Source organism: Blastococcus sp. TF02-8 (assembly GCF_003319175.1).
Classification (GTDB): Bacteria; Actinomycetota; Actinomycetes; order Mycobacteriales; family Geodermatophilaceae; genus Blastococcus.
Map to the genome: position 1 here is coordinate 18,577 of NZ_QOHK01000014.1, position 26,636 is coordinate 45,212.

General features: G+C 70.8%; 28 protein-coding genes. 19 read left to right on the forward strand and 9 right to left on the reverse strand.

The window, feature by feature from the left end:
• Positions 1-94 precede the first annotated feature (94 nt).
• From DQ237_RS18565 to DQ237_RS18585, 5 genes are all read left to right on the forward strand, one after another.
• Positions 95-1,333, forward strand: coding sequence for an MFS transporter (locus DQ237_RS18565; RefSeq protein ID WP_240619739.1), 1,239 nt, complete (start codon positions 95-97; stop codon positions 1,331-1,333).
• A 275-nt stretch (positions 1,334-1,608) separates the two neighbouring features.
• Positions 1,609-1,989 carry a metalloregulator ArsR/SmtB family transcription factor gene (locus DQ237_RS18570; RefSeq protein ID WP_240619740.1) on the forward strand — a complete coding sequence of 127 codons (381 nt, stop codon included), beginning with the start codon at positions 1,609-1,611 and terminating at the stop codon, positions 1,987-1,989.
• Positions 1,986-2,759 (forward strand): cation diffusion facilitator family transporter, encoded by a 774-nt coding sequence (locus DQ237_RS18575; protein WP_113801633.1) that lies wholly within the window; start codon positions 1,986-1,988, stop codon positions 2,757-2,759. Before DQ237_RS18570 ends, DQ237_RS18575 begins: the two co-directional genes overlap by 4 nt.
• A 148-nt stretch (positions 2,760-2,907) precedes the next feature.
• Positions 2,908-3,561 carry a cation diffusion facilitator family transporter gene (locus tag DQ237_RS18580; RefSeq protein ID WP_240619741.1) on the forward strand — a complete coding sequence of 218 codons (654 nt, stop codon included), beginning with the start codon at positions 2,908-2,910 and terminating at the stop codon, positions 3,559-3,561.
• Positions 3,558-4,292 carry a ZIP family metal transporter gene (locus DQ237_RS18585; RefSeq protein WP_113801634.1) on the forward strand — a complete coding sequence of 245 codons (735 nt, stop codon included), beginning with the start codon at positions 3,558-3,560 and terminating at the stop codon, positions 4,290-4,292. The genes DQ237_RS18580 and DQ237_RS18585 overlap by 4 nt, the downstream gene beginning before the upstream one ends.
• 72 nt (positions 4,293-4,364) lie before the next feature.
• Here the strand turns inward: DQ237_RS18585 and DQ237_RS20355 are convergent, their stop codons facing one another.
• The 7 genes from DQ237_RS20355 to DQ237_RS18620 form a co-directional block, all read right to left on the reverse strand.
• Complete coding sequence (locus tag DQ237_RS20355) at positions 4,365-4,811, reverse strand: plastocyanin/azurin family copper-binding protein (RefSeq protein WP_113801635.1); 447 nt, start codon at positions 4,809-4,811, stop codon at positions 4,365-4,367.
• Between the two features lie 99 nt (positions 4,812-4,910).
• A complete protein-coding gene (gene efeB / locus DQ237_RS18595; RefSeq protein WP_113801636.1) occupies positions 4,911-6,236 on the reverse strand; it encodes an iron uptake transporter deferrochelatase/peroxidase subunit in 1,326 nt (441 codons plus the stop codon).
• Between the two features lie 121 nt (positions 6,237-6,357).
• Entirely contained in the window at positions 6,358-7,233 is an 876-nt protein-coding gene (locus DQ237_RS18600; RefSeq protein ID WP_205730287.1) for a cytochrome c biogenesis CcdA family protein, read from the reverse strand.
• Positions 7,230-7,844, reverse strand: coding sequence for a TlpA disulfide reductase family protein (locus tag DQ237_RS18605; protein WP_240619743.1), 615 nt, complete (start codon positions 7,842-7,844; stop codon positions 7,230-7,232). Before DQ237_RS18605 ends, DQ237_RS18600 begins: the two co-directional genes overlap by 4 nt.
• A 136-nt stretch (positions 7,845-7,980) precedes the next feature.
• Positions 7,981-8,286, reverse strand: a complete 306-nt coding sequence (locus tag DQ237_RS18610; protein WP_113801637.1) for a glutaredoxin family protein — start codon at positions 8,284-8,286, stop codon at positions 7,981-7,983.
• A complete protein-coding gene (locus tag DQ237_RS18615; protein WP_240619744.1) occupies positions 8,283-8,984 on the reverse strand; it encodes a peroxiredoxin in 702 nt (233 codons plus the stop codon). The genes DQ237_RS18610 and DQ237_RS18615 overlap by 4 nt, the downstream gene beginning before the upstream one ends.
• Before the next feature lie 2 nt (positions 8,985-8,986).
• Complete coding sequence (locus DQ237_RS18620; protein ID WP_113801639.1) at positions 8,987-9,925, reverse strand: cytochrome c biogenesis CcdA family protein; 939 nt, start codon at positions 9,923-9,925, stop codon at positions 8,987-8,989.
• Between the two features lie 234 nt (positions 9,926-10,159).
• Between DQ237_RS18620 and DQ237_RS18625 the strand changes: the two genes are divergently transcribed.
• The 9 genes from DQ237_RS18625 (at position 10,160) to DQ237_RS18665 (ending at position 17,725) form a co-directional block, all read left to right on the forward strand.
• Entirely contained in the window at positions 10,160-10,387 is a 228-nt protein-coding gene (locus DQ237_RS18625) for a hypothetical protein (RefSeq protein WP_113801640.1), read from the forward strand.
• A gap of 173 nt (positions 10,388-10,560) precedes the next feature.
• Positions 10,561-10,923, forward strand: a complete 363-nt coding sequence (locus DQ237_RS18630) for a hypothetical protein (RefSeq protein WP_113801641.1) — start codon at positions 10,561-10,563, stop codon at positions 10,921-10,923.
• 160 nt (positions 10,924-11,083) lie between these two features.
• On the forward strand, positions 11,084-11,845 hold the full coding sequence (locus DQ237_RS18635) for a prolipoprotein diacylglyceryl transferase (RefSeq protein ID WP_113801642.1): 762 nt from the start codon (positions 11,084-11,086) through the stop codon (positions 11,843-11,845).
• Positions 11,846-11,902: 57 nt separating this feature from the next.
• Positions 11,903-12,580: a response regulator transcription factor gene (locus DQ237_RS18640; RefSeq protein ID WP_236826467.1), complete on the forward strand. Its 678-nt coding sequence runs from the start codon at positions 11,903-11,905 to the stop codon at positions 12,578-12,580.
• Positions 12,573-14,018 carry a cell wall metabolism sensor histidine kinase WalK gene (locus DQ237_RS18645; RefSeq protein ID WP_113801644.1) on the forward strand — a complete coding sequence of 482 codons (1,446 nt, stop codon included), beginning with the start codon at positions 12,573-12,575 and terminating at the stop codon, positions 14,016-14,018. The genes DQ237_RS18640 and DQ237_RS18645 overlap by 8 nt, the downstream gene beginning before the upstream one ends.
• 2 nt (positions 14,019-14,020) lie before the next feature.
• Complete coding sequence (locus DQ237_RS18650; RefSeq protein ID WP_240619745.1) at positions 14,021-14,665, forward strand: class I SAM-dependent methyltransferase; 645 nt, start codon at positions 14,021-14,023, stop codon at positions 14,663-14,665.
• Positions 14,666-14,750: 85 nt separating this feature from the next.
• Complete coding sequence (locus tag DQ237_RS18655) at positions 14,751-15,320, forward strand: copper resistance CopC family protein (RefSeq protein WP_113801646.1); 570 nt, start codon at positions 14,751-14,753, stop codon at positions 15,318-15,320.
• 11 nt (positions 15,321-15,331) lie between these two features.
• Positions 15,332-17,290 carry a cytochrome c oxidase assembly protein gene (locus DQ237_RS18660; protein WP_113801647.1) on the forward strand — a complete coding sequence of 653 codons (1,959 nt, stop codon included), beginning with the start codon at positions 15,332-15,334 and terminating at the stop codon, positions 17,288-17,290.
• A 111-nt stretch (positions 17,291-17,401) separates the two neighbouring features.
• Entirely contained in the window at positions 17,402-17,725 is a 324-nt protein-coding gene (locus DQ237_RS18665; protein WP_113801648.1) for a DUF2933 domain-containing protein, read from the forward strand.
• 110 nt (positions 17,726-17,835) lie between these two features.
• Here the strand turns inward: DQ237_RS18665 and DQ237_RS18670 are convergent, their stop codons facing one another.
• Positions 17,836-19,446, reverse strand: a complete 1,611-nt coding sequence (locus tag DQ237_RS18670) for a multicopper oxidase family protein (RefSeq protein ID WP_113801689.1) — start codon at positions 19,444-19,446, stop codon at positions 17,836-17,838.
• 1,230 nt (positions 19,447-20,676) lie between these two features.
• Here DQ237_RS18670 and DQ237_RS20360 point away from each other — a divergent pair.
• From DQ237_RS20360 to DQ237_RS18695, 5 genes are all read left to right on the forward strand, one after another.
• Positions 20,677-21,384: a prolipoprotein diacylglyceryl transferase family protein gene (locus DQ237_RS20360; RefSeq protein ID WP_236826473.1), complete on the forward strand. Its 708-nt coding sequence runs from the start codon at positions 20,677-20,679 to the stop codon at positions 21,382-21,384.
• Positions 21,385-21,730: 346 nt separating this feature from the next.
• Positions 21,731-23,782, forward strand: a complete 2,052-nt coding sequence (locus DQ237_RS18680) for a heme lyase CcmF/NrfE family subunit (protein ID WP_205730289.1) — start codon at positions 21,731-21,733, stop codon at positions 23,780-23,782.
• Positions 23,783-23,822: 40 nt separating this feature from the next.
• Complete coding sequence (locus DQ237_RS18685; protein WP_240619746.1) at positions 23,823-24,260, forward strand: cytochrome c-type biogenesis protein; 438 nt, start codon at positions 23,823-23,825, stop codon at positions 24,258-24,260.
• Entirely contained in the window at positions 24,257-25,087 is an 831-nt protein-coding gene (locus DQ237_RS18690; RefSeq protein ID WP_113801651.1) for a tetratricopeptide repeat protein, read from the forward strand. The genes DQ237_RS18685 and DQ237_RS18690 overlap by 4 nt, the downstream gene beginning before the upstream one ends.
• 101 nt (positions 25,088-25,188) lie before the next feature.
• Entirely contained in the window at positions 25,189-25,767 is a 579-nt protein-coding gene (locus DQ237_RS18695; RefSeq protein ID WP_240619747.1) for a redoxin family protein, read from the forward strand.
• Between the two features lie 105 nt (positions 25,768-25,872).
• On the opposite strand, the gene DQ237_RS18700 is transcribed toward DQ237_RS18695, so the two are convergent.
• Positions 25,873-26,628, reverse strand: coding sequence for a cytochrome c biogenesis CcdA family protein (locus tag DQ237_RS18700; RefSeq protein ID WP_113801653.1), 756 nt, complete (start codon positions 26,626-26,628; stop codon positions 25,873-25,875).
• Positions 26,629-26,636: the final 8 nt, after the last annotated feature.

Sequence of the window (26,636 nt, forward strand, 5' to 3'; positions counted from 1 at the left end):
CTGAGAGGGACGGCCAACCCGGCCAAAGGTGAGCGAGGCATAGCCGCGGACGGTCGGGCAGTGGAACACCCCGGTGACCAAGGACGGGAGGGGCGTGGCGGACGACGAGCGGCGGCCGGGGATGCGTGCGGTGCTGGCCCAGCCGGACTTCCGGCGGCTCTGGGCGGCGCGAACCGTCAGCCAGTCGGGTGACATCTTCAGCTTCGTCGCGCTGGCCATCCTGATCTACCGGCTGACCGGCTCGGGGCTGGGCGTGGCGGGCGTCGTCGTCGCCGAGATCGTCCCGGTGCTGCTCATCGCCCCGATCGCCGGCGTGGTCGTCGACCGACTGCCCCGCATCCAAGTGATGGTCGCCGCCGACGTACTGCGCGCCGCCCTGGCCGGCGTGCTGGTGGTCTGGCACGACGACCCGCTGGTCATTTACGCCGTCGCGTTCGGCCTGTCGGCCGGCGCGGCGTTCTTCAACCCGGCCGCCAACAGCGTGCTGCCCTCGGTCGTGACCGACCGGGAGATCGTCGCGGCCAACAGCGCCGTCTGGACGGCGGCGGTGCTGTCACAGATCGTCCTCGCGCCGCTGGCCGGAGGCCTGGTCGCCCTCGTCGGCCCGGGCTGGGCGTTCGGCCTCAACGCCGCGAGCTTCGTTGTCTCGGCGCTGGCGCTACGCGGACTGCGGCTGGTCGCGCCGCCGCGTGACGTCGGCCGCCGCCGGCTGCTGGCCGAGGCCCGCGAGGGTGTGGCCCTGGTCGGCCGCGACCGGCTGCTGCGCGCCCTGGCCATCGGACAACTGCTGGCCGCGCTGTCGGCCGGGGCGACCAGCGCGCTGCTGGTGGTGCTGGCCGCCGAGCACCTGCGGGCCCCGGCGAACGCCTACGGGATCCTGGTCGGCGCGATCGGCGTGGGCGCCGCCCTGGGCCCCACTCTGCTGCTGCGGCTGATACCGGACCCGCGCCGCCCGCTGTACGTATTCGGCCCCTACGTGCTGCGCGGCCTCGTCGACCTGGTGCTCGCGTCGGTCCGCTCACTGCCGTTGGCCGCCGCCACCCTGGCCGTGTACGGCGTCGGAACCTCCACCGGCGCTGTCACCTTCAACAGCCTGCTGCAGTCGCACGTCACCGACCTCACGCGCGGGCGGGTCTTCGCCCTGATGGACCTGCTGTGGCAGAGCGGGCGCCTGGCCAGTCTCGGCGTCGGGGGGCTGCTCGCCGACACCGTGGGCATCCGCGCCGTCTACTACCTCGGCGGCATCCTGCTGCTGCTGGCCGCCGCCGTCGGCTTCGCCGCCAGCCGCACACCCGCACCCTCGCGCGAGGCAGCCCCGCCGAGTCCGGACTGAGCAACGGCCAGGCCCGGTTCGCCGATGTGCAGCAGCTCAGTGGCTGGGCCCCGAGCGCACCAGCAGCCCGGTGAGCAGTCCGCGGATGCGCGCGTCGATCGGGCCTCACCGACTCGACCCCCTTGCCAGCCGGCTCCTCCAGGACCAGCGGAGGTAGCACGTGCCCGGGAAGACCGGACAGGCGTCACCGCAGCCCAGGGGAGGCCTTGCGGGAGCGAGACTCGATCCGCCTTGGTCGCCCGGTTGCCGCCGGTGGCGGCGGCTATCATCGTCGTATGGCGATGAATCCGATGATGGACAGCGCCGCGGAACCGGGGGTCAACGAAGCCGCCGCATTGTCCGCGGCGGCGTGCATGTTCCGCAGCTTGGGCGATCCCACGCGGCTCGCGATCCTCCGGCACCTGGCACTCGGTGAGCACAAGGTCGTCGAGCTGACCGCCCACCTCGGGTTGGCGCAGTCGACGGTCTCGGCGCACCTCGCCTGCTTGCGGGACTGTGGGTTGGTGACCTCCCGGCCGCAGGGTCGGGCGTCGATGTGGTCACTGGCGACCGGGGCAGAGCTGCTGGATGTGCTCGCCGCTGCCGAGCGGCTGCTCGCCACGACCGGCGATGCCGTGGCCCTGTGTCCGACCTACGGCGAGGAAGCGAGCCGATGAGCGCTGTGCCCGCCCACGGCCACCGTGAGGTCTCCGCGGAGACGCGCCGCCGGCTCGGTCGCCGGGCGCAGCTCTTGGCCGGCGCGTCGGTCAGCTACAACGTCGTCGAAGCGGTCATCGCCATCGCCGCAGGGGTCGCCGCGGGGTCGGTGGCGCTGATCGGCTTCGGCCTCGACTCGATCGTCGAGGTCTCCAGCGGCCTGATCATCCTGTGGCAGTTCCGCCACCGGCTACCTGAAAGCCGGGAGCGGGCAGCGCTGCGGTTGATGGCGCTGTCCTTCTTCGCCCTGGCCGGCTACGTCACCTTCGAGTCCGTCCGCGCCCTCCTCTTTGGCGCCGAACCGGAGTCGTCGATGGTCGGGATCGGCCTCGCGATCGCCTCGCTGATCGTCATGCCCTTCCTGTCCTGGGCGCAGCGGCGCACCGGCCGCGCGCTCGGATCGAACGCCGTCGTCGCCGACGGAACCCAGACACTGCTGTGCACCTACCTGTCCGCGGTACTGCTCGTGGGGCTGGTCCTCAACGCCACGCTCGGCTGGGGCTGGGCGGATCCGGTCGCCGGGCTGGTCATCGCTGCGGTCGCGGTCAAGGAGGGCCTCGAAGCCTGGCGCGGCGAGGACTGCTGTGCCCCCGTCCTCTCCGGCGAGGAGGCGGACAACGCACGTTCGGGATGCGGTTGCGCCGATGGCTGCACCGACGCCTGCTGCGTGCCCGGCGCCGCCCCGGCGCCCGGGCTCCTTCAGATCACGACCCGGGAACAGGCTCGGTGACCGGCCGTCCCATAGCTCTGGCCGCCGGAACTGACTACGGATCACCCACCACGTCCGACACCGGAACGAGCACCGAACGGCGATGGCCCGGTGTGCAGCCGCATGCAGGCCTCCGGTGGCCATGGCTGCGTCACGGGGGAGCGGTCCGGTGAGCGACACGAATGCCACCCTGAGCCCGGCCGAGATCGAACGGCTCACCAGGCGGGGGTTGCGCCTGGCACAGTTCACCGTCGCCTACAACGTCGTAGAGGGCGCCATCGCCGTTACGGTCGGCATCCTCGCCGGTCTCGTTTCGATGGTCGGCTTCGGGTTCGACTCCGGTATCGAGTCGGCGGCGGCGGTACTGGTCGGCCTGCGCCTGGCTGCGCGCCTGCGCCATGGCGAGGCCGACGAGGCCAAGGAGCGCCGCACCCTCAAGGCGGTGGCCGTCACGTTCTTTGTGCTGGCCGCCTACGTGACGTTCGAGGGCATCCGCAGCCTCGTGGGCGGCGAAGTGCCCGACGCGTCGGTTGTCGCCCTGGTGCTGCTCGCCGCCTCGATCGTCGTCATGCCGCTCCTGGCTCGCGCCAAGCGCCACGTCGGCGAGCGGCTGCGGGACCCGCTCATCCTGGCTGACGCGGCGGAGACCCGGATCTGCGTGCTGCTGAGCATCTCCACCCTGCTCGGCCTCGGCCTCTACGCCGTGGTCGGGTGGCCGTGGCTCGACCCGGTGGCCGGCTTCGTGATCGCAGCTTTCGCCGTCCACGAGGGCCGTGAAGCCTGGGAGGGCGAGCTGGTCGAGGACGACGAGGACGAGACGTGAGCGGATACCTGCTCGTTCTCGGCCTCGCGGCCCTGCCCGCGGCCGGGAACTTCGCCGGGGGAGTGCTCGCCGAGACGTTTCGCGTCTCCGAACGCGCGCTCAGCCTCGCGCTGCACCTCGCGGCCGGCATCGTGCTCGCCGTCGTGGGCCTCGAGCTGATGCCTGAGGCCTTGGCGGCGGGTCTCCCGTGGGTGCCGCTGTTGGCGTTCGTGGGGGGAGGTGCTGCCTTCATCGGTCTGGACCGAGCCATCGGCTTCATCCAGGCGAGGATGGGCGGCGGTGAGAAGCAGGGGAGCGCACTGGGGATCTTCTCCGGCGTCTCGCTGGACCTGTTCAGCGACGGCGTCATGATCGGCACCGGCACGGTCCTGAACCCAGCTCTGGGCCTTCTCCTTGCCCTTGGGCAGGTCCCCGCCGATGTTCCGGAGGGCTTCGCGGCCATCGCGACGATGCGCAGGGCCGGCATCAGCCGCGGTCGGCGGGTGCTGCTCGCGGCAGGCTTCGCCGTCCCGATCTTCCTCGGCGCCACGCTCGGCTACTTCGCCCTCCGGGACGCCCCCGAGATCGTCACCTTGTCGGTGCTCGCGCTCACCGGCGGTGCGCTCACCGCTGTCGTGGTCGAGGAGATGATCGGAGAGGCGCACGAAGGTGAGACCTCACGGCTGGGGCCCATCTTCCTCACCGCCGGGTTCGCCATCTTCGGCGCCATCTCCGTCTACGTGGGGGCGTGACCGAGAAGGGCCCATGGCGCTGCGGCCAGCCGGGGAAGGTGTCCCAGCCGATTCGGCGGTGGCTCGGTCGGGTCAGTCCGCTGCCACGGTCATGACGCCGGTCTGCCCCATGCCGATGTGGAAAGAGCAGTCGAACAGGTAGTCGCCGGCTTCGTCCACCTCGAACTCCACCGTCTCGCTGCGGCCGGGGCCGATGACGGAGATCTCCTCGGTGATGTCCTGCGGGTTGCCCCCGGGAGTGAATCGGAAGCCGTGCGTCAGCTCGTCGGCGACGCTCTGCACGGTCAGGCGCACCGGCCCGGGGGCCACCGTGACCGTCGCGGGGGTGAACACGTAGTCGTCGCTCACCTGAATGGTCAGCTCCTGTACGCCGTCGGCGCCCACCGCGACAACTCCCGGGACGGCTGCAGGAACCGGAGAGGAAGCTGCCTGCTCATTCGTCCCGTCGCCTGCGCCGCAGGCGCTCAACGTCAGCACGAGGAGCCCGACGAGTGTGGAGCGTCGGGCCTTGTTGTCCACTGGTTGTCCTCGCTGAATGTCGTGGTGGGGAGCACAAGAGGGCCGATGCGGTCGCGGCGGCCGTACCGCGCTTCATTGGGCGGTGATGTGGGGTCGACGTCAGGTGAGCAGTGCTCGTCCCCACCAGTCGTCACCGGATTCGACTCCCGGAGGACAGGCGAAGACCGCCGAGGATGTGTGCTCGATGAACTGGTTCAGGGCATCGCCGGCCAAGTTCCGCTGCACCTGCACGAAACCCGTCTCCGGGTTGCGCTGGTACGCGATGAAGAACAGTCCGGCGTCGAGCCGGCCGGATCCGTCCGATCCGTCGACGAAGCTGTAGCCGCGACGGAGGATGGCCGTCCCGGCGTTCGTCGGGTTGGACAGCGCGACGTGGGAGTCGGCCGGGATGGCCGGCTTGCCGTCGACGACCTGGGTGAGGTCCACCGGGTCGAACTCGGCGCGCTGCCCCAGCGGCGCGCCGCTGCCCTTGCGCCGTCCCATGGCGGCCTCCTGGCGCCCGAGGGGGACGGCGTCCCAGTCCTCGACCAGCATCCGGATGCGTCGGGTGACCAGGTAGGAGCCGCCGGCCAGCCAGTCCGCTCCCGGTCCACCGTCACCGGGAGCTACCCACACGAACCTGTCGAGGGCTTGCCCGTTCTCGGCCTTGAGGTTGTTCGTGCCGTCCTTGAAGCCCATCAGGTTGCGGGGCGTGGCCTGCTCGGTGCTGGTCGAGGAAGTCCGGCCAAATCCGAGCTGCGACCAGCGGACGCTGACCACCCCGGCACCCAGCCGCGCGAGGTTGCGCACGGCGTGCACCGCGACCTGCGGGTCGTTGGCGCAGGCCTGGATGCACAGGTCGCCACCGCTGATCGCCGGGTCGATGCGGTCCCCGGCGAACTCCGGCGGCTCGACCAGCGCGGCGGGCTTGCGTGCCGCAAGGCCGAACCGGTCGCGGCCGTCGGTGGTGGTGAACAGCGTCGGGCCGAACCCGATGGTGAGCGTCAGCCCCGAGGCCGGCAGCCCGAGCGCTTCTCCGGTGTCGTCGGGAGCAGCGTGCTCATCGCCGTCGACGGCCCCGACCGGGCCGGCGTCCTGCCCCGCGGTCATCCGTCGGGCGGCCTCCGTCCAGGCCTTGAGCATCTCGACCAGGTCGTCCCGGCTGTCGGTGGTGACGTCGAGAGCGACGAAGTGCAGCCGGTCCTGGGCCGGGGTGACGATTCCGGCCTGGTGCCTGCCGGTGAAGGGGATGGCATCTGCAGCATCGGATCCGGGGGCAACTGGTGCGGTAGCTGTGCCGGCCGTGGCCCGTCCGAGCACCCCACCGGTGGCTCCGGCAGCGACGATGCCGAGCGTCCCGCCGCCGGCGAGGCCCAGGAGTCGACGGCGCGACATGCCTCGGAGGTGCGCAGCCTGGCGTTCGCTGGAGTCGGGATCGGTACTCATGGACGAGAGGCTCGGCCGATCTGTGCGTCGGGGACAGCTGGCAAGGACTCTACTATCCAAGCTAGGAGCGCCGGCTGGGGATTCGCGCCGATTGCTGCCCGCCAGAGGAGCAAGCTCTCGGTCACAAGGCGGACGTGCTGAGCCCGGTGGCGCCCAGCCAGGCCCGCAGCCAGATCATGAGCGCGTCCCACCAGCCGGTTAGCAGCAGAATTCCCAGCAGGATCATCAAGCCACCGCCGATCCGCATCACCGTCGGGGCGTGACGGCGGGCGAAGGCGGAGAACGTGAGGGCGCGCCGGGCACCGAGGGCGACCAGGACGAAGGGGATGCCGAGCCCGAGGCAGTAGGCGAGGGCGAGGATGGCGCCGCGGCCGGCGGATGCCTGGGTGTAGGCGAGGGTGTTCACCGCGGCGAGCGTCGGGCCGAGGCAGGGGGTCCACCCGAGGCCGAAGACGACGCCGAGGACCGGGGCGCCGGCCAGGCCGGCCGGTGGCCGGCGGTGGATGCGGCGTTCGCGCATCAGCCAGGGGATCGCGCCGAGAAAGGACAGCCCCATCGCGATCACGACGACGCCGGCGACCCGGGTGAGCAGCGGTGCCCACTCCAGCAGCAGCCGGCCCAGGCCGCCGAACAGGGCGCCGAAGGAGACGAAGACGGCGCTGAAGCCGGCGACGAACAGCAGGGAACCGGCGAGTACCCGGCCGCGGCCGGCGGCTGCCGGCCCGGCCTGTGATGAGGACGTGCTGCGGGTCTCGGGGGAGCAGTCGGCCGATGCCGTCCCCGCGGGGCTGCCGCCGGCAGGCTGCGGAACCCGGGGCTGGCCGGCGGTGGCCTGGGCGCCGGCGAGCCCGGCGACATAGCTGACGTAGCCGGGAATCAGCGGAAGGCAGCACGGGGAGGCGAAGCTGATCAACCCGACCAGTGCCGCCACCGCCATGGCGAGCAGCAGGGAGCCATCGGTGACGATCCCGGCGAACGTCGCGGCGAGGTCGCTCACGCCTCGGTCTCCTCGATCAGCAGCTCCACCGCAGCGCGTAGGTCATCACCGCGGACCTGGCCGGTGTAGACGGCAGCCACCCGGCCGTCCCGGTCCAGCAGGATGGTGGACGGGACGACGTTCGCCGGGAAGCCGCGGAAGGCCAGCGCCACCTCACCGCGAGGGTCGAAGACCGAGGGGTAGGCGACGCCCAGTCTCTCCACGAAGGCGACGGCCAGTTGTCGCTCGTCCTTGACGTCGATGCCGAGGAACTGGACGCCGCGGTCGGCGACGTCAGCGTGCACGGCCTGGAACTCCGGCGTTTCCACCCGGCACGGCACGCACCAGGATCCCCAGAAGTTGATCACGGCGACATTCCCGGCCAGCGATGAGGAGTCGAACGGAGTTCCGTCGAGCAGCTCCCCGGAGAAGGCAGGGGCCGGCGCACGCCGTTCTTCCGGGATCACGGTCGCCGCGGCTGTGGGCTCCCGGAATTCGAACTCACCGGTGCCACCCTCGTCGCCGGTCAGCCCCGTGGAACAGCCGAGCAGCGCCGTCGAGCTCAGCGCTCCGGCGGCGATCAGGAAGATGCGACGGTTGAGCACACGATCGGAGCCAGCTGTGCTGGTCACCGCGGTCGCCGGTCTTCGCGGGATCGACTAAGCACGCTAGTAAGTTACAGGCCCTCCGGTAGCGCCGCGATCGTCCACCGTGTGGGCTGCAGCGCATCCGGCCGGACCCTTTCGGCGCCGGCCGGATGCGCTGGCCTCACGAGCTCGACCGTCTCCATCCCCAGCTGGTGCCGCGGTGGTCGTGGGGAGCGTCGTTGCGACGCTGGAGCTCACGCCTGAGCTTGCGCTCGGAGAGGCGGCCGAAGGAGAAGAAGTCCCCGTCCACCAAGATGCCGGGGGCGAAGAGGACGCCGTGCCGTTCTCCCAGCGCCCGACCCTCCTCGGTCTCCAGGCTGATCTCTTGGGTCTCGAACTCCTGTTCCTGGCTCAGCTGGGCCAGCGTCTCCTTGGCCTGTTCGCAGAAGGAGCACGACGTCTGGGTGAGGAGGGTGACGACGGTCATCGGTCGGTCCGGGCGGCCTCGAGGTCGGCGAGGATGGTGTCGACGGGCAGGTACATCGTGTAGTCCGGCGCGCCGCCGTAGTCGGCCCGCCAGACGATCTCGCCCTCACCGTCGACGAGGATGAAGCTGTGCCCGGCCGTGGTGTCGCCCATCATCCCGTACTTGTTCGCCTCGTAGGCCTCGACCACCGCCAGGTCAGGGTCAGCCAGTGCGAGGGATTCCAGACCGTCGTCGTCCATCTTTTGGACCAGCAGGTCCTGGGGAGCGTTGGTGATGCTGACCAGCCGGTCCACGCCGGCCTCCTCCAGCTGAGGGGTCGCCGCCTCGAGGTCGCGGATCTGGTCCCAGCAGGCCTGGCAGCCCAGCCCCTCGTGGAAGTACAGCAGCACGTTTTCCCCGCGGAAGTCGCTGAGTGATACGTCCTGTCCGTTCGTACCCGGCAGGGTGAAGTCCGGAGCCTCCTCGCCGGGGCCGGGTGATCCGACGTCGTAGCGCTCGGGGTCGGCCGCCCCTGCGGAGCTCGTGCTGCTCTGGTAGAGGGCGTAGAGGCCGCCGATGACCAGGATCGCCACGAGCCCGGCAACCACCCAGATCCGGGCCCCGCCGCCGCGCTGGTCGCGACGGGCGGCAGCGACGGCTTGTGCGCCTCGTGTGCTGGGCCCTGCGCTGGGGCTCTTGGTCGTGCCGCGTCCACTCATGGTCATGATCTCCCGGTCGGTGAGGTCTCGGTCGGTTCGACGACGCTGTCCTCGCCGTCGGTCGGGCTGGTGGGGGAGGGGTCGACGTCCGAGCTCCGGTTGCGGAATGCGCGCACGATGACCATCGCCAGGGCGCCGAAGACGAGCGCAGCGGAGAGCCAGCCGGGGACGAACGACAGCGCGTCCTCGACCTGGGCGGCGGCGTGGCCGAGGGCCGCGGTGAGACGGATCTGCCACTCGCCGGTCGCCATCCCCTGACCGGCAAGGGCCAGGACCATGGTCAGCGCACCCATCAGGATCATCAGCACCGCGGAGAGCAGCGTGGAGAGCAGAATCGTGCGGCGCAGCCGGCCTGCCCGGAGGGTCACCGTTCGGCTGGCCAGCAGGCGCGTCTTGCCCCAGTCCCGGCGATCCCAGAGCAGGGCGATCACGGTCAACGGCGCCACCATGCCGAAGACGTAGGCGATCCCGACGGCCAGGGCCGCCGGGAAGGATGCGACTGCTCCGGACACTGCTGCGACGCCGGCCAGGACGGGGGCGCAGCAGGCGCTGGCTGCCCCGGAGAAGGCGCCGAGGCTATACACCGAGCGCAGGCCGCTACCGCCGCCCGTGCGCATGGACGGCATGGGCAGCATGAACTTCCAGCCGTTGAGCATCGCCAGGCCAGCGAGCACCATGAGGCCCCCACCGATCGAGAAGATGATCGCGTGCTGTTCGTTGAGCAGCCGGCTCAAGAACGACGCGCCCAGGGCGATCGGCAGGATCACCGTTCCGACCCCGGCGGCGAAGACGACGGTCATGAGGACCAGGCGTGAGCGCTGTCGGAAGCTCGAGGCGAAATAGGCCGGGAGCATGACCGACACGCAGCACGGAGCGAGCAGCGCGAGCACGCCTCCGATGAAGGAGGCGAGCACCGTCGTGGACAGCAAGAGGTCCTGCATCGTCACTTCCAGCTGACTCGGATGGGAGCACGGGCTCTACTGGTGGCCGGATGGGCGCTACCGGAGACGGCCGCACGATGGGACTGCGGCGCGTTCCCGCTCCCGCGGCGTCCACTATGACACATAGGAGCCAGCTCGACCACTATGACAAATAGGAGTCGAGGTTCGACACCACTATCCTCCTTAGGAGATAGTGGGTCGTCGCGCCACTGGGGCGCCCGAACGGAGGAACCGATGTCCGAGTCGCTGTACCTACTTGCGCTCCTGGCCTGCCCCGTGGGGATGGGGTTGATGATGTGGATGATGATGAAGATGCAGCGGCCGTCCGCCTCTGCGGCCGCGGAGAGCCCTGCCGAGACGACCGTCGACAAGCAGGCTGAGCTCATCAAGCTGCGCGCCGAGATCGACCAGCTGCGCGCCGAGCGCCGGGACGACTCCAAGCCGGCGGGCTGGGCTCTCTGACCGCTGCGCCGGTACGGCGTGGACTCACAGGACGCGCGCACCCTGGGGCCGCGACCGCTTGCAGTGAGCGCATCGCGACCACACATCCGGCACACGGATTCTTCACATCCGGTGGGCACCGTGGAGTCAGGTCGCTCACCGGCGGCCTGTCGCCTACCGAGGAGAAGAGTCTCTTGAGCAAGCGCACGATCATCGCCGTCGCCACCGGTGTCATTGCCGGTGCCACTGTGGTGGGGGTTCCCGCCTTCGCCTACGCCGACGCCGCTTCGGAAACCGGGACAGCGGATTCCCACATGGAGTCGGTGATGGACGATCCGGCCTTCTACGACCGCATGATGGCCGCCATGTCCAACATGATGTCCGACCCGCAGATGCAGGAGCAGATGCGGGACCACATGCGAACCATGATGGAGGGCATGTCCTCGATGGAGGACATGGAGGACATGCACGGTCACATGGACGGCATGCATGGCGGCATGGGCGGCGGCATGGGCGGAGAGTCCTCCGACGACGCCGGCGACTCGGCTACCCCCTGACACCTCCAGCGGAGGGCGCGTTCCTCCCGGAGTCTCCTGGCACTCTGAGCGCCAGGAACGCCTTCGCGGAACCCCGATGAGTCCCGAGCGATCGAGACCGACCGCATCGACCGAGCTCACCAGCGCTCGGTCGCGACATCATTGACAGAGAGGCACACCCGTGCGGCCCGTCCTGTTCGAGGTCTTCGGTTTCCCGATCAACAGCTACGGCGTCAGCAAGGCCGCCGCCGCACTGGTGGCGGGGTACCTGCTGGCCCGTGAGTTCCGACGCTTGGGATGGAATCCCGACCGCGCCTGGTCGATCGTCATCGCGGCGACCGTCATGGGATTCGTCGGCGGCAAGCTGTACTACCTCGCCGAGCACGCCGGAAGCCTGTCACTGCATTCGTTCGGACCGTCCGGGTTCACCTGGTACGGCGGCCTGATCGCCGGCGTCGCGACCGTCGTGGTAATGGCACGCCGGTACGAGCTTCCGCTGGGGCAGCTGGCGGGGATCGCGGCCGCGCCCTTGTCCCTGGCCTACGGCATCGGACGCATCGGGTGCTTCCTCTCCGGCGACGGCTCCTACGGGCAGCCGTCTGACCTGCCCTGGGCAGTGGCCTTCCCGGACGGGACGATGCCGACCATGGTTCCCGTGCATCCCGCAGCGCTGTACGAAGCAGCCGTCGCGCTGGCCGTCGGCGGGCTGCTGTGGGTTCTGCGCACCCGGTGGGCACCGCTGCACGTCTTCGGCCTGTACGCGGTGCTCAGCGGAGTCGCACGGTTCCTCGTCGAGGAGATCCGCCTCAACGAGGAGGTCCTGCTCGGGCTGACCCAGCCCCAGCTCTGGTCGCTCGTCCTCGTTGCCATCGGTGTCGGTCTCCTGGCGACCGGGAGGCGCGACCGGTCCGGTAGGCAGCCGGTCGCGTCCGCGGCCGCCTGAGCGGTGGAGCCAGACTTCGGCGGTGGGCCAGGTTCTCGCGCCAGCGGAACCGTCCTCGTGGTCGACGACGAGGCGAAGATCCGGGAACTCGTCGGTGCCTACCTGGAGCGCGAGGGCTACCACGTCCTCCTCGCTGAGAACGGTCTGGACGCGCTGCGCCTGGTCGAACGCCTCCGCCCCGATCTGCTGGTCCTCGACCTGGGGCTGCCCGACATCCCGGGTGAAGAGCTTCTCCGCCTGCTGCGCCGGTCCAGCGACGTCCCCGTGGTGATGCTGACCGCCCGGGCCAGCGAGGGAGATCGCGTGGCGGGCCTGCGTTTGGGCGCCGATGACTACGTGACCAAGCCCTTCAGCCCGCGAGAGCTCGTCGCGCGAGTCGGGGCCGTCCTCCGCCGCGCCGGCGGCGGACGGCCCGGTCGTGTTCCGACCTTCGCCAGTGGCCGGCTGGCTATCGACCAGGAGAGCCGGGAGGTGACTCTCGACGGTGAGTCGATCGAGCTGACCCGCACGGAGTTCGACCTGCTCGTGATCCTGTCGTCCCGTCCCGGGCGGGCGTGGACGCGTGCCGAACTGATCAGTCGCCTGCAGGGCCACGGCTTCGATGGGTACGACCGCACGGTGGACGTGCACGTCAAGAACCTGCGGCGGAAGCTCGGCGACCACTCCCGGCGTCCGAGCTTTGTCCTGACGGTTGCCGGGATCGGCTACAAGTTCGGGGCGACCGCCGATGAGTAGTTCCCTGGCCCGGCGACTGGGCCTGGGCTTCGCGGCGATCGCGCTCGTCGCGGCCCTCCTGGCCGCCCTGTTGGTCAATCTCGCGTTCAGCAGCCGCTTCGAGTCCTACCTCGACCAACAACGGTCGGCTCGGGTGGACCAGATCGCTGCTGCGGTCACCGGTGCGTACGTGTCCGCGGAGGGCTGGGACCCCGAGCGTCTCGACCAGCTCGGGCCGGCGGTGTCCATGGCCGGTGCCGAGGTCCGCCTGGTCGATGCGGCGGGGGAGACGGTCTGGCCGACCGCAGGCAGCACCACCAGCGAGATGGCGCAGATGCATCGGGAGATGATGGCGGCGGGACCACTGGCCGACCCGGTCACCGTTCCGATCACCGTCGACGGGCAGCCGCGGGGAACCCTGCTGGTCGCGCTCCCCGAGGGCAGTGTGCCACTCGCTGATCGGCAGCTCCGCAGCTCCGTGAATCGGCTGCTTTTCGTGGGGGGACTCGCCGTAGCGCTGATCGCCTCGGTCCTGGGCCTGCTGTTCGCTCGGCGGGTCACCCGCCCGCTCGCGGAGCTGACCGCAGCAGCTGATGATCTGCGCGCCGGTGACCGTGGCCGGCGGGCCATGGTGAGCGGGCGCGATGAAGTTGCGGAGCTGGCGACGGCGTTCAACGAGCTGGCCGCCTCCGCCGAACGGCAGGAGGCGCTCCGGCAGTCGTTCGCCGCGGACGTCGCCCATGAACTGCGCACGCCGCTGGCCATCCTGCGCAGCCAGCTTGAAGCCGTCCAGGACGGCGTCCTCGACCTGACGCCCGCTCTGGTCTCCTCCTTGCACGAGGAGACCCTGCGGCTGGGGCGCCTCGTCGCCGACCTGGAGACCCTCACCCGCGACGACCACAACTCCTTCTCCCTGGAGCGCGTCACCCTCGATCTGGCCGAACTGGTGCGATCGGTCGCTGCGGGTTTCCAGCACCGCTTCGCCGAGCGTGGTCTCCAGCTGGACCTACGACTGACCCCAGCTCCGGTCTGCGGTGACCGGGTCAGGCTGGCCCAGGTGGTGACCAACCTGCTCGGCAACGCGGTGAAATTCGTCCCGGGGGGCGGCCGGGTGACCGTGACCACTGGCACCCAGGGTGATGCGGTGCACCTGGAAGTGAGTGACGACGGACCGGGGATTCCGGACGCGGAACTCCCGCAGGTCTTCGACAGGTACTTCCGAGGACGGGGTGCACGGGCAAACGGCTCGGGGATCGGGCTGGCGGTCGTGGCCACCCTCGTCCGCGCGCATGGCGGAGGGGTGAGCGCCACGAACGCACCCGACGGAGGGGCCGTCTTCACCATCACGTTCCCACTCGCAGAGCCCTCAGGTTCCGCAACGGCATCAGCACGTCCGCCGTCCGCAGTCGCCCGAGGTCCACTGCCCGAGTCCTCGACGGCTCCACCTCTTCAGGAGTGACCATGGCACCACGCAGAAGAGCGGAGGCGGCGCCGCCCACGACGGAGCGCGTGCGCGCCGTCTACGAGCGGCAGGCCGCGCACTACGACGCTGTCATCACGGCCGCCGAGTGGCTGCTGTTCCGGGGCGGCCGGTCGTGGGCCTGCCGGCAGGTCCGGGGAAGGGTCCTCGAGGTCGGCGTGGGCACCGGCCGGAACCTCCCGCTGTTCCCTCCGGAGGTCGAGCTGACCGGCATCGACCTGAGTCCGGCCATGCTGGCCCGGGCTGAGGCGCGCGCCGCGCAGTTGGCCCGGCCGGCAGACCTGTGCCTGGGCGACGCGCAGCGACTGCCTTTCCCCGACTCCAGCTTCGACTCGGTGATCGCCACCCTGACCTTGTGCAGCATCCCCGACGACCGAGCCGCAGTCGCCGAGATGGCTCGGGTGCTGCGGCCGGGCGGCCGCCTGGTGCTGCTCGATCACGTCGCCAGTCCGCTCCCGGCGATCCGGCGGGTTCAGCGCTTGCTGGAACCGGCCTTCCTGCGCCTGGCCGCCGACCACCTGCTGCGGGAGCCCGAGGTGGCGGTGCGGGCCGCCGGGCTGGAGATCCAGCATCTGCGTCGCTCGAAGCTGGGCATCGTCATGCGGCTGACGTGCACCAAGCCGTGAGCCACTCCAATTGCCCTGTGCCTCCGGCGCGCCTGGCCCGTTGACACCGCTTCACAGCTCCCGTTCGCACCGAAGAGACAGGACCATGTCGCTCTTGCTCCGCCTGGCAACCCTGGCCGCCGTCGTCCTCACCGTCCTCGGACTGGGGATCGGCAGCGCGTCAGCTCACGCTGAACTCGCCAGCTCCGAGCCGAGCGAGGCGCAGACGCTGACCACACCGCCCCGGCAGATCACCCTGACCTTCACCGAGGCGGTCCGGGCTGGCTCGGCCGAGGTCGTGGTCCGCGGCCCCGACGGGCGTTCCGTCACTACCGGCCCCGCTACCGAGACCGACGCCGTGGTGCGGCAGCCGGTGGACCTCAGCAGCAATGGGTCCTACCTGGTTGCTTACCGAGTCGTCTCGCAGGACGGGCACCCGGTGACCGGGGAGCTCACCTTCAGCTACGCCGGGGCAGAAGCCTCCGACGCCGGGCCGACCGGAGTGGCGGGTTCGACGGACTCCCCGGAGCCGCCGGTGACGGAAGCCGCCGCCGAGGAGGTGGCCGTAGCCGACGGCGGGGCCGGTGCAGGGCTGTGGTGGATGCTCGGCGTCTCGGTGGCCGTCGTCGCCGGTCTCGGTGTGCTGGCCCTGCGCCGGCGAGGGCCTCGGGGCTGAGCGAGAACCACGTGGCTGACTCTCTCGTGACTGCGCAGGCAGCCGACCGCATGCGCAGCCGCTGGCCGGTACTCCTTCCGGCGGCCGCCGCGGCGCTGCTGTTGACCTGGCTGACCTTGTCGGCCGGGTCCAAAGAGGAGTCGTCGGTCGCCGGGCTGCCCGGGTCCGATGCAGGGGCGGCCTGGCTCGTGCCCATGCTGCAGGTGCTGCACGACCTGGCTGCGGTCATGACTGTCGGATGCCTGCTGGGTGCGGCGGTCCTCCTGCCGGGCGACCGGTTGCTCGGTGCCGCCGGTTACCGGTGGGTGCGCACCGCCGGGTGGTCGGCTCTGGTATGGAGCCTGCTGTCGCTGGCCGCGGTTCCGGCGCTGCTGGCCGAGTTCCTCGGACGGGGTTTCTCGGTGGTCACGCCGACGGCGGTCGTCCAGTTCCTGGCGGACAGCCCTCAGGCCCAGGCCCGTGTCGTCGTGGCTGTCCTCGCTGCGGTGCTCGCCATGGCCGCCAGGGTGGTGCTCACCATGGGGGGGACGCTCGGTCTGCTCCTGGTCGCGCTGCTCGCCGCGCTTCCGCCGGCCCTTGTCGGGCACGCCGGCGGCACTGGCGGTGTCTACGGCCCGACCGCGGTCGCCCTGCACGTCCTGGGCGTGGTCCTGTGGGCGGGAGGACTGGTCGCCCTCCTGGTCTGCCGCTCGATCAGCGTCGGAGCCGTCGGTGCCGCCGTCTCCCGGTTCAGCCGACTCGCCGGACCGCTGGCGTTGCTCGTCGGTGGGAGTGGGGTACTTTCCGCGCTGACCCGGCTGTCCGACCCGGCCCAGGCGCTGGGCTCCAGCTATGGGTTGCTGGTCCTGATCAAGCTGGTGGCGTTCGTGGGCTTGATCGTGGTCGGGGCGTGGCATCGGCGCTGGACCATGCCCGCCCTCGTCGCCGGACGTCCGGCAGCGTTCCTCCGGCTGCTCTCCGTGGAGGTGGTGCTCTTCGGAGCCACCATGGGGGTGGCCGTCGGTCTCAGCCGCACACCGCCCCCGACAGCCCCCGCCGCGGCCCAGGGCGGAGGGGGCCACGCCGTTCCTGACGTCGTCGTGCCGGCTTCACCATCGCCCGGCGCGTTGCTGGACGTCCATCCGGGCCTCGTGTTCCCCGTTCTGGCCGCAGCGGCGATCGGGTTTTACCTCGCCGGCGTCCGGCGGATGTCCGCTCGAGGACGTCCGTGGCCATGGCTGCGGACCCTCGCCTGGTCCGCGAGTTGGGCTCTGGTCCTCCTCGTGACCAGCAGCGGGCTTGCCAGCTATGGCGGGGTGCTGTCGAGCGTGCACGTCCTCCAGCACTTCACTCTGTCCCTCGCCGCGCCGCTGCTGATGGTGCTGGCTCGACCGGGCCGACTTGCCATGAGCGCCCTGCGGCCCTCGACGGGGCAGGACCTGCGAGGACCGCGGGAGTGGCTGGTGGCACTCCGTGGTCGTCCGGTGATGGGGACAGTCCTGCACCCACTGGTCGCTCTGCCGGTCTACCTGGTGGTGAACTACTCCGTCTACGTCTCCGGGTTGTACGGCTGGCTACTACGGTCGGAGGTCGCGGACGTCGTCTTCTTCCCCCTGTTCTTGATGAGTGGGACGCTCTTCTTCCGCGCACTGCTCGGCCCCGCCGGACCGGGCACCGCGGCGGCGCCGAGGCTCCCCGTCGTCCTCGCGGCGCTCGCAGGGTGGGCAGCGGTCCACGGTGCGGTTGCGATCGTGGTGCTCCGCAGCGGCCCACTCCTGGCCGCGGAGTGGTGGAGTCAGCTGCTACGCCTCTGGGGGCCGATGCCGATCGAGGACCAGCAGACCGCCGGACGAATTGCGGCGACCTACGGGGTGGCCATGCTCTTCGCCACCGTTATCGCCATCCTGCGGCGGCGAAGGCGTCCCCGGGAGATCACTGCGCACAGTGCCGCGACGGCCGTGGTTGAGCCGCAGGTGCAGGGGACTAGTTGATCGCCACGCCGGGGCACAGGCCGGCGGATGCGCTTGCGGGGCCGTCCGGCGATCGGCTTTACTAGCCTGGATAGTAGTAAGACCACGTCTGCGAGCGCAGGGAGAAACGACATGCTCAGGTCGATGCGGTGCTGCCTGAACCCGAAGGTCATCGGGGGTCTGATCGCCGCAGGCGTGGCGCTCTGGCTGATGGCCCCGGCCGCCAGTACCGCGGCACTTCCGCTGCTCATCGCGCTGGTCTGCCCCCTGTCCATGGGAGTGATGATGTGGCAGATGAATCGGGGCGGCGGTAGTTGTGGCGCCTCGGGAGGGGGCCGCTCTGTGGCAGCCCCCTCCGTCGACGTCGACGAGGAGCTGCGGCAGGCGCGCGAGGAGGTCTCGATCGCCCGGGCCCGCCAGCAGCTGGGTGACCGGGGCAATCAGGCGCCCGCCTGACACGGCAGGCGCGCCGCTGACGCGGGCGCCCACCGGCGGGGCGAACTCTCACCGCGCTGCGAGGCGCGTGGTGGCCCTCTCGGGTGGTGACCGCGGATGCAGTACGCCGTTCAGGCCGAGGACGTGGCGATGTAGGAGACGATCGTCGCCATGCCCGTGCCCATGTGGTAGGCGTTGTGGCAGTGGGTCAGCCACTGGCCCGGATTGTCGGCTGTGAAGTCGGCGATCACCCGTTCCCCCGGCGCCACCATCACCGTGTCCTTCACCGCACCGGCGAACATCGGGAGGCGGCTCCGTGCCGGATCTCGCAGCTCACCGGCAGCTGCCCCCGGAAAGAGGTCACCAGAGCCTCGCACGGTGAAACTGTGGCCGTGCAGATGCATCGGGTGGTACATCGGAGTCTGGTTGACCAGCTCCAGTCGGACACGCTGGCCCTCCCGGATCTCCGCGGGAGTGATGCCGGCGAAGGGGCGTGCGTGGTCGTAGCTCTGGGCATTGATGCGCCAGGCGAAGCTGAACATGTCTCCGGTCAGATGGAGCGTGTGGGTCACGTCCGGGGGCAAGTTGTCCTGGCCAACGGTGGGCGCCGCGCGGAGGTCGGTCAGCCGGAGCAGTCGCCCACTCAGCTCCCGGGGAGCCGCAGCGGCTGACGGGGCTGCACCGCTGGCTGTGCGGACCACCCCGAGCGCCTGGGCCCCATGGCCTTCTGCGATCGCCACCAGTGGAAAGGCCCCGTCTCCGAGGGTGACGAGCACGTCGTAGCGCTCGCCGGCGCCGATGTGGAGGTTGTCGACCGTGATCGGCTCGACCGGGAACCCGTCGGTATGGGTGACGGTCAGCCGGTGGCCTCCGAGAGCTACTCGGAAGGTGGTCGTCCCGGCGGCACTGATCAGCCGGATTCGTGCCCGTTGACCCGGCCTGGCGGCGAACGTCTCGGGGGCCGTGGGCAGGCGCCCGTTGAGCAGGTAGAACGGGTAGCGCACGCTGTCGGCCATGCGCGACGCCGCGGACACCGGCGTCTGCCCTGCCGGAATGTTGGCCATCTCGGCGGTCTGGTGGTAGTCCCAGGACGCTGACCGGTCCTCGATCTGTCCGGCCTGGACGGGAACCTTGTAGCTCGCTTCCATGTCTCCGTTGCGGAGCTCGGACAGGACTTCATCCGGGGTCCCCGCGGCGCCGTCGATCCAGTCGTCGAGGACGACCACGAACTCCACGTCGTAGTCGCCGGCTTCGCGCGGGTCGTCGATGATCAACGGTGCGAAGAGCCCCCGCTCGCGCTGCATGCCCACGTGCGGGTGGAACCAGTAGGTCCCCGGATCGGGAGCGACGAAGGTGTAGCGCATGGTCTCCCCGGGGGGGACCACGGGTTGCGTCAGGTGGGGTACGCCGTCCATGTCGTTCCGGAGCCGGAGACCGTGCCAGTGCACCGTGGTCGGCTCCGGAAGCCGGTTGCGGACGTCCACCTCGAGCAGGTCTCCGGCGGTGCAGCGCAGGGGCCGCCCGGGCACCTGGTCGCCGTAGGACCACGTGCGGACGACTCGTCCTCCGAGGTCGACCTCGACCGGTTGGGCGGTGACCGATGCGCGGACACGACGGCCGGTGCCTCGGGCGAGTCGGGCCTGCTCGACGCGGCGCACCGCGTCGGAGCCGGCCAGCACTCGGCCCTCCGCTGCGGTGGCCGTCGTGGGCAAGGCCGCCCAGGTGCCGCCGGTCGCCGCCATTCCGGCCAGCCCCAGCGCCCCGAGGAGCAGTCCGCGCCGGGAGATCGAGGGGCCGGTCACCTGCCACCTGTCCTTGTGTAGGTCGTGCCGATGTGGTCACACGACAGCCGCCGGCGGCTGTCCGAGCGGCGTGCCGCCATGAGGTCCGCCGGCGGCCGCCGCCCGGCGGGGCCCCCGTCGTACGGGCCCTGCCGTGTACCTGCATGACGCTGCAGATACTACGCACCTTAGTAGATCTGGCTGTCGCTCGCGGACGGGCGCCTGGCGCGCAACTTCTACGTAGCTGCCTAGTAGTACGCTCTCCGTAGCGCCATAGTAGAGCTGACCGGCGCGCGGCTGATCGAGCGTCCGCTGGGGCCGACTCGGTGGAGCTGGCTCTGTGGCCGACCCGATCTCGCGAGGCGGAGTCTCATGTCCAACAAGCGTTCATCCCGAGTCGGTCCCTCCCGATCGGGTAGGCCAGGGCCGGGCTCAAGGGTCGGGCCCACCACTGCCGCCCAGCAAGTCAGCCCGCCGCGACCTGTCCCCAGCCGTGCGCCGGCGCCGCTACAGGCATTCCAGCGTCCACAGGTGCCGCGGTCGAGGACCGCCGCACCGTCGCTCCCGGTGGTCCTGCCGGCGAGAAAGGCACCACTAGCGCCTCCGACCCGCCCGGATCCCGCTGCTCAGAGGACACCGACCTCCCCGGGAGCTCGGCCTGAGTCCGCGGCGTCCGGGACGGTGACCGGATCTCCCTCCGCTGGCCTCCCTCCGTCTGCGCCGCCGGTCCCAGGCGCTCCCCGGTCACCGGCACGGGAGGCTGTCACCCCGGTGCGCCGTCCTGTCCTGGCTCGGGACATGCCTGCGGGCGCGGTCCAGGTCACGTCCTGGTCGTGCGAGTCCATGGACGACGTCGATCCCCAAGCGCTCGGAGTGACCTACTGGTTCGACGCTGCGCTCAGTGGCGACCCCTATCCGGTCAACGTGCGATTCAGCGGTAGGCGGCTGACCGGACCCGACACCCCCGGCAGGGCCGACGAGTTCGAGGTCGTGCACACCCTGAATGACGTGCTCCCGGGAAGCGGGCGGGTCGCCGTGACCGCCCGTGTCCCCGGACTGGCGCCGGGGGAGTGGGAGGTCACCGCAACCCCCGTCGTCCGGCACGCCCCTGCAGACTCCCCTGCGCCTCCGAATCTACCTCCCGGGCCACTTCCCCGTGGGACGACCGTCGGGAGAACGACCTTCAAGCCCGTGGCCGATGTCCGCGCGCCAGGGGTCCGGATCGGAGCCTGGCCCGCACTGGTGGCCCTCGGCTGGCTGTTCGCACTGGCTCTTCAAGGTGTGCTGGCGGCGGACCGCGACCTGCCGGTCGCGCGACTGCTCCTGGTGTCGGTGCTGGCGAGCCTGATCGGGCTGGTGGGTGCCAAGGTGTACTACCTCCTCACCCACCGCGAGGAGAAGGCCGGCCTGCTGCGCGCCGGCATGTCGGTCCAGGGTTTTGTGGTCGGTGCGGTCGGCTCGGTCGTCCTGGGGAGTTGGTGGGCGGGGATCCCGGTCGGCCCGATGCTCGACGTGACGGCGCCGGGCCTGCTGGTGGGCATGACCATCGGACGCCTGGGGTGTTTGCTCGGAGGCTGTTGTGTGGGGCGCCCCACGGCCTCTCGGTGGGGGATCTGGTCCTCCGACCGTCGGGTAGGCGTGCGCCGGATCCCGGTACAGCTGCTCGAGTCCAGCCTGGCCGGCCTCATCGCCGCAGCGACGCTCGCAGCAGTGGTGCTGGCCGACCCTGGGGTGGACGGACTGCTCTTCGTGGCGGGGGTGGCGGCCTACACCTTCGGGCGCCAGGTGCTGTTCCCACTCCGGGGGCTGCCGCGGCAGACGAAGCACGGGCGCAGGCTGACTCTCGCGGTCGCCGGACTGGTGCTGCTGGCGGCACTTTCGGTACTGGTGAGCGTCTGACCCGGCGGACCGCCAGGCCCGAGGCCCGGCCGACGGCGGGACCGTCGTCCTGCTCGGCGGACCGGTGTCGCCGGCCCCTGCGTCCCTGGAGGTGCCGACGCTGGGGCTCCTCTCCTATGTGCCATAGTTGCCAGTCGCCACTGCGCGTCCCCTCTGTGGGAGCGGCTGCCGCTCCGCCGGACAGCGCCCAGGGGATCCGCGCTTCGATGCTGGACTCGTATGAGGGAGGTCGCACCCTGATGTCCTGGGGGAGCGATTCGCTGAGGTTCGCGGCGGCTGCAGGCGCTCGAGCTCAGCGAGGCACGAACGACATGGCCACGGTCAGGCCGCAGGTGGGGGTGGACCGGTGATCCTCGCGGCCGCGGGCTGGGCAGGCGTCATGCTCGGCCTCGCCAGCTCCATCGCGCTGGCCGTCTTCGGCTTCCGAGCGCTGCGCACTCCCGACCGAGCGACGCGGGGACAGCTGCAACAGCCGGTCGTCGGCATGGTGGTCGGCGCCGCGGTGGCGTTCATCGCCTTGGAGATCGCGCTGCTCACCGACGACTTCGCGGTGTCCTTCGTCGCGGGGAACAGCTCGCGGGCGACACCGGTGCTCTTCAAGCTGACCGCAGCCTGGTCGGCTCTGGAAGGCAGCATCGTGCTGTGGGTCGTGGTGCTGGCCGGCTTCACCGCCGTGGTGCTACGGCAGGTCCGCTCGGTCGATGACCGGCTGGGCGTCGGTGCGCTGGCGTTCATGGGGCTGGTGGCCACCTTCTTCTTCGGGCTGGTCTCCACCGTGGCGAACCCGTTCGAGGTCCTCGCCCAGCCGCCGGCCGACGGCCCCGGGCCAAACGCACTCCTGCAGAACCACCTCCTCGTCACCATCCACCCCCCGTTGCTCTACCTCGGATACGTCGGGTTCACTGTGCCCTTCGCGTTCGCCATGTCGGCCCTGCTGACCCGTACGCCGGGAATCGACTGGCTACGCCGCACCCGCCGGGCCAACCTCGTCGCCTGGTCCTTCCTGTCCGCCGGGCTGGTCCTGGGCGCCTGGTGGTCCTACGAGGTGCTGGGCTGGGGTGGCTTCTGGGCGTGGGACCCGGTGGAGAACGCCGCCCTGATCCCGTGGCTGACGGCCACCGCCTTCATCCACTCGGCCGTCGTCCAGGTCCGGCGCGGGACCCTCCAGTCCTGGAACTTCGTCCTGGTCCTGACGACCTTCGCCCTGACGATCCTGGGGACCTTCCTCACCCGGTCCTCGGTGGTCGCCTCGGTGCACAGCTTCACCCAGTCGCCGGTGGGTCCGGCGCTGCTCGGCTTCTTCGTCGTCGTGGTCGTCGGCGGGTTCACACTGTTCGCACTGCGCGCGCCCGGGCTGGCTTCCCCCGACCGGCTGGAGTCCCTGGCCAGCCGCGAGGGAGCGTTCCTCGTGAACAACCTGCTGCTCTCCCTCTTCGCCTTCGTCGTGCTGCTCGGCACCCTGTATCCGGTGTTCGTCGAGGCGTTCACCGGGGCGCAGACGTCGGTCGGACGTCCCTTCTTCGACCGGATGGCGGTGCCCATCTCCTTCGCCCTGCTGCTCGCGATGGGAGTGGGGCCGTTCACCCCGTACCGGGCTGCCAACGGCCGGCTGCTATGGGCGCGGCTGCGTCCGGCTCTGCTGGCCGGCAGCCTGGTCAGTGCCGGTCTCGTGGTGGCCGGAGTCCGGTCGGTCGCGGTCGTCGCCGTGGCCCTGCTGGCGACGGCGATCGTGGCGGCCAGCGCGCGGCAACTGGTCACCAGCGCGCCCGATCGTCGGCCGGCCACCCTGTTCCAGATGGTCCGTCGACAGCGCGGCTACTGGGGTGGGCAGCTGTCCCACATCGGTCTGGTGCTGGTCGCTCTCGCCATCGCCGTCTCGGCCGACCTGTCCGAGCGCACGACGGCCACCCTGCGGCAGGGGGAATCGGTGGAGTTCGGCGGTTACACGGTGACCTACACCGGCAACGAGACCATCCAGCGATCCCACCGCACCGAGGTGGCGGCGGAGTTCCAGATCCGCGAGGGCGCCGACGTGGTGCGGATCGCCGGGCCTTCGCTCAACCAGTACCCCAGCCAGCAGCAGGCGGTGGCAACGCCCTCGGTCTGGTCCACACCGCGCGAGGACATCTACGTCGCCCTCACCTCACTGGAAGACGGTCAGGTGTCGGTGAACCTCTACCGCTATCCGCTGATGTGGACGCTGTGGGCCGGCGGTCTCCTGGTCGCCGCCGGTGGTTTCTGGGCGGTGGGCGGCAGGCCTCGGCGCCGCGTCCGCAGCGCGACCCCTGCCGCCGTCGAGGCGGATGCGCCTGCAAACGCAGACGCAGGGGCTCCACAGGCTGTCGCGGTGCTGTCCGATCCGCCCGCCGAGCAGGGCGAAGGGCGCGACCGTGCCTGACCGCCGCCGGGTGGGTGTGACGTCGGCTCTGCTGCTTACCTTGTTGACCGTCACCGTGGTCGGCTTGTTCGCGGCCGGTCCCGGTCCGCGTGACCGGGTCGCCGAGCTGGAAGGCCAGCTGCGCTGCCCGGTGTGCAAGTCGGTCTCGATCGCCGAATCCCCGTCGGAGACGGCGGTGGCCATGCGGCGCAGCGTGGCCGAGCAGGTGGCGGCCGGCCGCTCCGACGCCGAGATCCTGCAGTACTTCGAGGCGCGCTACGGGGAATGGGTCCTCCTCGACCCGCCCGCGCAGGGCCGCGGCGTCTGGCTGCTGGTGCTGCCTGCCGTCGTCGCCATCGGGGGCGTGGTCCTGGTTCTGACCCGTGCTCGGCGCTCCCCGGATGTGCCGGAACTGTCCGATGACGACCGGGATAGGGTCGCTGCCGCTCTCGCCGACGCACGGATCCGCCGCCACCCGGACGAGGACGACGAACCGTGAGCCGTGAGGAACTGGAGGAGCGGCGTGACCACGCGCTGCGGGATCTCGAGGAGATCGAGCGTCAGCACGCCGAGGGAGAGCTGACCGACGCCGACGTCGCGCGGCTACGTCCCCGTTACGAGGCCGAGGCCGCCGCCGCCATTCGTGAGCTGGATGCGCCGGAGCGAGGTCTGTCTCCGGCAGCGGCCAGGGTAGGCGGCAGGGCTGTCCGGGCACGTCGAGCGGCCTACCTGGTCACCCTGGCGGCCGCCGTCATCGCCGCCACGGTGCTCCTGCCACAGTCGGTGCTGGACCGCCCTGCCGGGGGCTTCGTCACCGGCAACGAGCTGGACGGCAACCAGCCGGACGCGGCTGCCGAGCCGGTGCCCGGGGGCCGCGACCTCTCCACGGTGACCAACAGCGAGATGGAGGCCGTGGTACAGGCCAATCCCGATGTCGTGGGCATGCGATTGGCTCTGGCACGGCGGTACGTGGAGGTCGGCGACCTGCCCTCGGCGATGCTGCACTTCACCGAGGCGCTCAAGCGGGAGCCGGACAACCCGGAGGCGCTGGCGTACGTCGGCTGGGCGTATCTCCTCGCCGAGCAACCGGACAAGGCCGAGGACTACATCACCCAGGCGCGGCGCCTGGACCCCACGCTGCTCGATGCACTGTGGTTCGACGCGAATCTGCGGTTGCACTGGCTCGACGATCCGGGCGGTGCCCTCGAGGTGCTGGCCGAGATGGCGGAACGTCCGGATCTGCCGCCGGATGTGGCCGACCAGGTCGAGGAGCTGGCCGCAGCTGCCCGCGCGCAGCTCGATGCGGCCGGGGGTGACGGCGGGTGAAGGACTTGACAGCCCCGGGTTCGGTCGTGGCGCCGGAGGAGTCACCGGGAGGGATGAGACCGGTGCGACGGGGACGCGCCGTCCGTTGGGTGGCGGTGGTTGTGGCGGTTGCCGCCGTCGCCACCGGTGTGGTCTTCGGCAGCCGGCTGGACGCCGACCCGTCGCTTGTCGAGACGCCGCTGATCGGTACGGCCGTCCCCGATCTGGAGCTGCCTGCCCTGGAGGGCGGCGCGCCGCTGCGGTTCTCCGACCTCCGGGGCGAGGTCGTCGTCGTCAACTTCTGGGCGTCGTGGTGCGTCGCCTGCCGCGAGGAACACCCGGCGCTGCTGGCCGTGGCCGATACCTACCGGGATGCCGGCGTGACCTTCGTCGGCATCGTCTACCAGGACGAGCAGGATGCCGCGGTCGGGTTCCTCGACGAGATGGGTCGCGGTGGTGACAACTACCGCTACGTCACCGACCCGGACTCCACCGCCGCGCTCGACTTCGGCGTCTTCGGCGTTCCCGAGACCTTCATCATCGACCGTGACGGCGTCATCCGAGGCAAGATCACCGGCGCCTCCACCTTTCCCCTCCTGGCCGGCGCGGTGGAGGAGGTGCTGGCCGGGCGGGACCCGCAGTCCCGGACCTCCGGCTCGGTGCAGCCCGCGCCGGGGGAGCCCTACGTGGACCGGGAGTAGCGCAGCTCGGGACCGGCTGGGCAGGCGGGCCTCCCACGTGTCTGCGGGAGGCGGTCCTGTGCAGGGTCAGCTCGCGGTGGGGTGATCACCTGCAGCCGGTCGGGTTCAGATCGGCGGCCAGCCGAACCGGGCGTAGAAGGCCAGCAGTCCGCTCATCAGCCGCGTCCAGCTGCCCGTGGCGATGCCGATGCCCATGGCGACGAGGAGCACTCCGCCGAATACCTCGATCTTCCGGGAGTTGCGCCGGAGCCAGTCCAGGCGCAGCCGGCCGCGCCGGACCCCGAGGGCGACGAGCAGGAAGGGGATGCCCAGACCGATGGAATAGACGAGCAGCAGCAGAGCGCCCCTGGCGACCGTCCCCGACCCTGCGGCGGTGGTGAGGATCGCGGCCAGCACGGGGCCGACGCACGGCGTCCAACCGAAGGCGAAGGCCGCGCCGAGCGCGAGTGCGCTGCCCGGGCCGCGCCCGATCCGGCTGAGGTCCATGCGTACCTGGCGGTGCAGCAGCGGCAGCCGCAGGACACCCGCCGTGGCCAGCCCCATCGCGATGATGAACGCGCCTCCGACGACGTTGATGGTTGCCCGGTGCTGGGCCAGGAGCAGCGCCAGGCCGGAGGCGGTTGCACCCAGGGCGGTGAACACGATGGTGAAGCCGAGCACGAACAGCAGGGACCCGGCCAGCACCCGGTCACGGACGGGCGCAGGGGGAGCCCCACCGGTGGCGGCCGCCGGGACGCCGGCCGGAGGGGCCAGGCTGGACACGTAGGAGACGTAGCCGGGCAGAAGTGGCAGCGCGCACGGCGAGGTGAACGACACCACGCCCGCGATCAGCGACAGGAAAGCCAGAGGCAGGAGGTCCACGGACGGCG

Excerpts from the sequence above, each read along its gene's own strand:
- DQ237_RS18570 (WP_240619740.1), top strand. The coding sequence starts at position 1,609 with ATGGCGATGAATCCGATGATGGACAGCGCCGCGGAACCGGGGGTCAAC.
- DQ237_RS18575 (WP_113801633.1), top strand. The coding sequence starts at position 1,986 with ATGAGCGCTGTGCCCGCCCACGGCCACCGTGAGGTCTCCGCGGAGACG.
- efeB (WP_113801636.1), bottom strand. The coding sequence starts at position 6,236 with ATGAGTACCGATCCCGACTCCAGCGAACGCCAGGCTGCGCACCTCCGA.
- DQ237_RS18610 (WP_113801637.1), bottom strand. The coding sequence starts at position 8,286 with ATGACCGTCGTCACCCTCCTCACCCAGACGTCGTGCTCCTTCTGCGAA.
- DQ237_RS18615 (WP_240619744.1), bottom strand. The coding sequence starts at position 8,984 with ATGAGTGGACGCGGCACGACCAAGAGCCCCAGCGCAGGGCCCAGCACA.
- DQ237_RS18620 (WP_113801639.1), bottom strand. The coding sequence starts at position 9,925 with ATGCAGGACCTCTTGCTGTCCACGACGGTGCTCGCCTCCTTCATCGGA.
- DQ237_RS18625 (WP_113801640.1), top strand. The coding sequence starts at position 10,160 with ATGTCCGAGTCGCTGTACCTACTTGCGCTCCTGGCCTGCCCCGTGGGG.
- DQ237_RS18645 (WP_113801644.1), top strand. The coding sequence starts at position 12,573 with ATGAGTAGTTCCCTGGCCCGGCGACTGGGCCTGGGCTTCGCGGCGATC.
- DQ237_RS18650 (WP_240619745.1), top strand. The coding sequence starts at position 14,021 with ATGGCACCACGCAGAAGAGCGGAGGCGGCGCCGCCCACGACGGAGCGC.
- DQ237_RS18655 (WP_113801646.1), top strand. The coding sequence starts at position 14,751 with ATGTCGCTCTTGCTCCGCCTGGCAACCCTGGCCGCCGTCGTCCTCACC.
- DQ237_RS18665 (WP_113801648.1), top strand. The coding sequence starts at position 17,402 with ATGCTCAGGTCGATGCGGTGCTGCCTGAACCCGAAGGTCATCGGGGGT.
- DQ237_RS18670 (WP_113801689.1), bottom strand. The coding sequence starts at position 19,446 with ATGGCGGCGACCGGCGGCACCTGGGCGGCCTTGCCCACGACGGCCACC.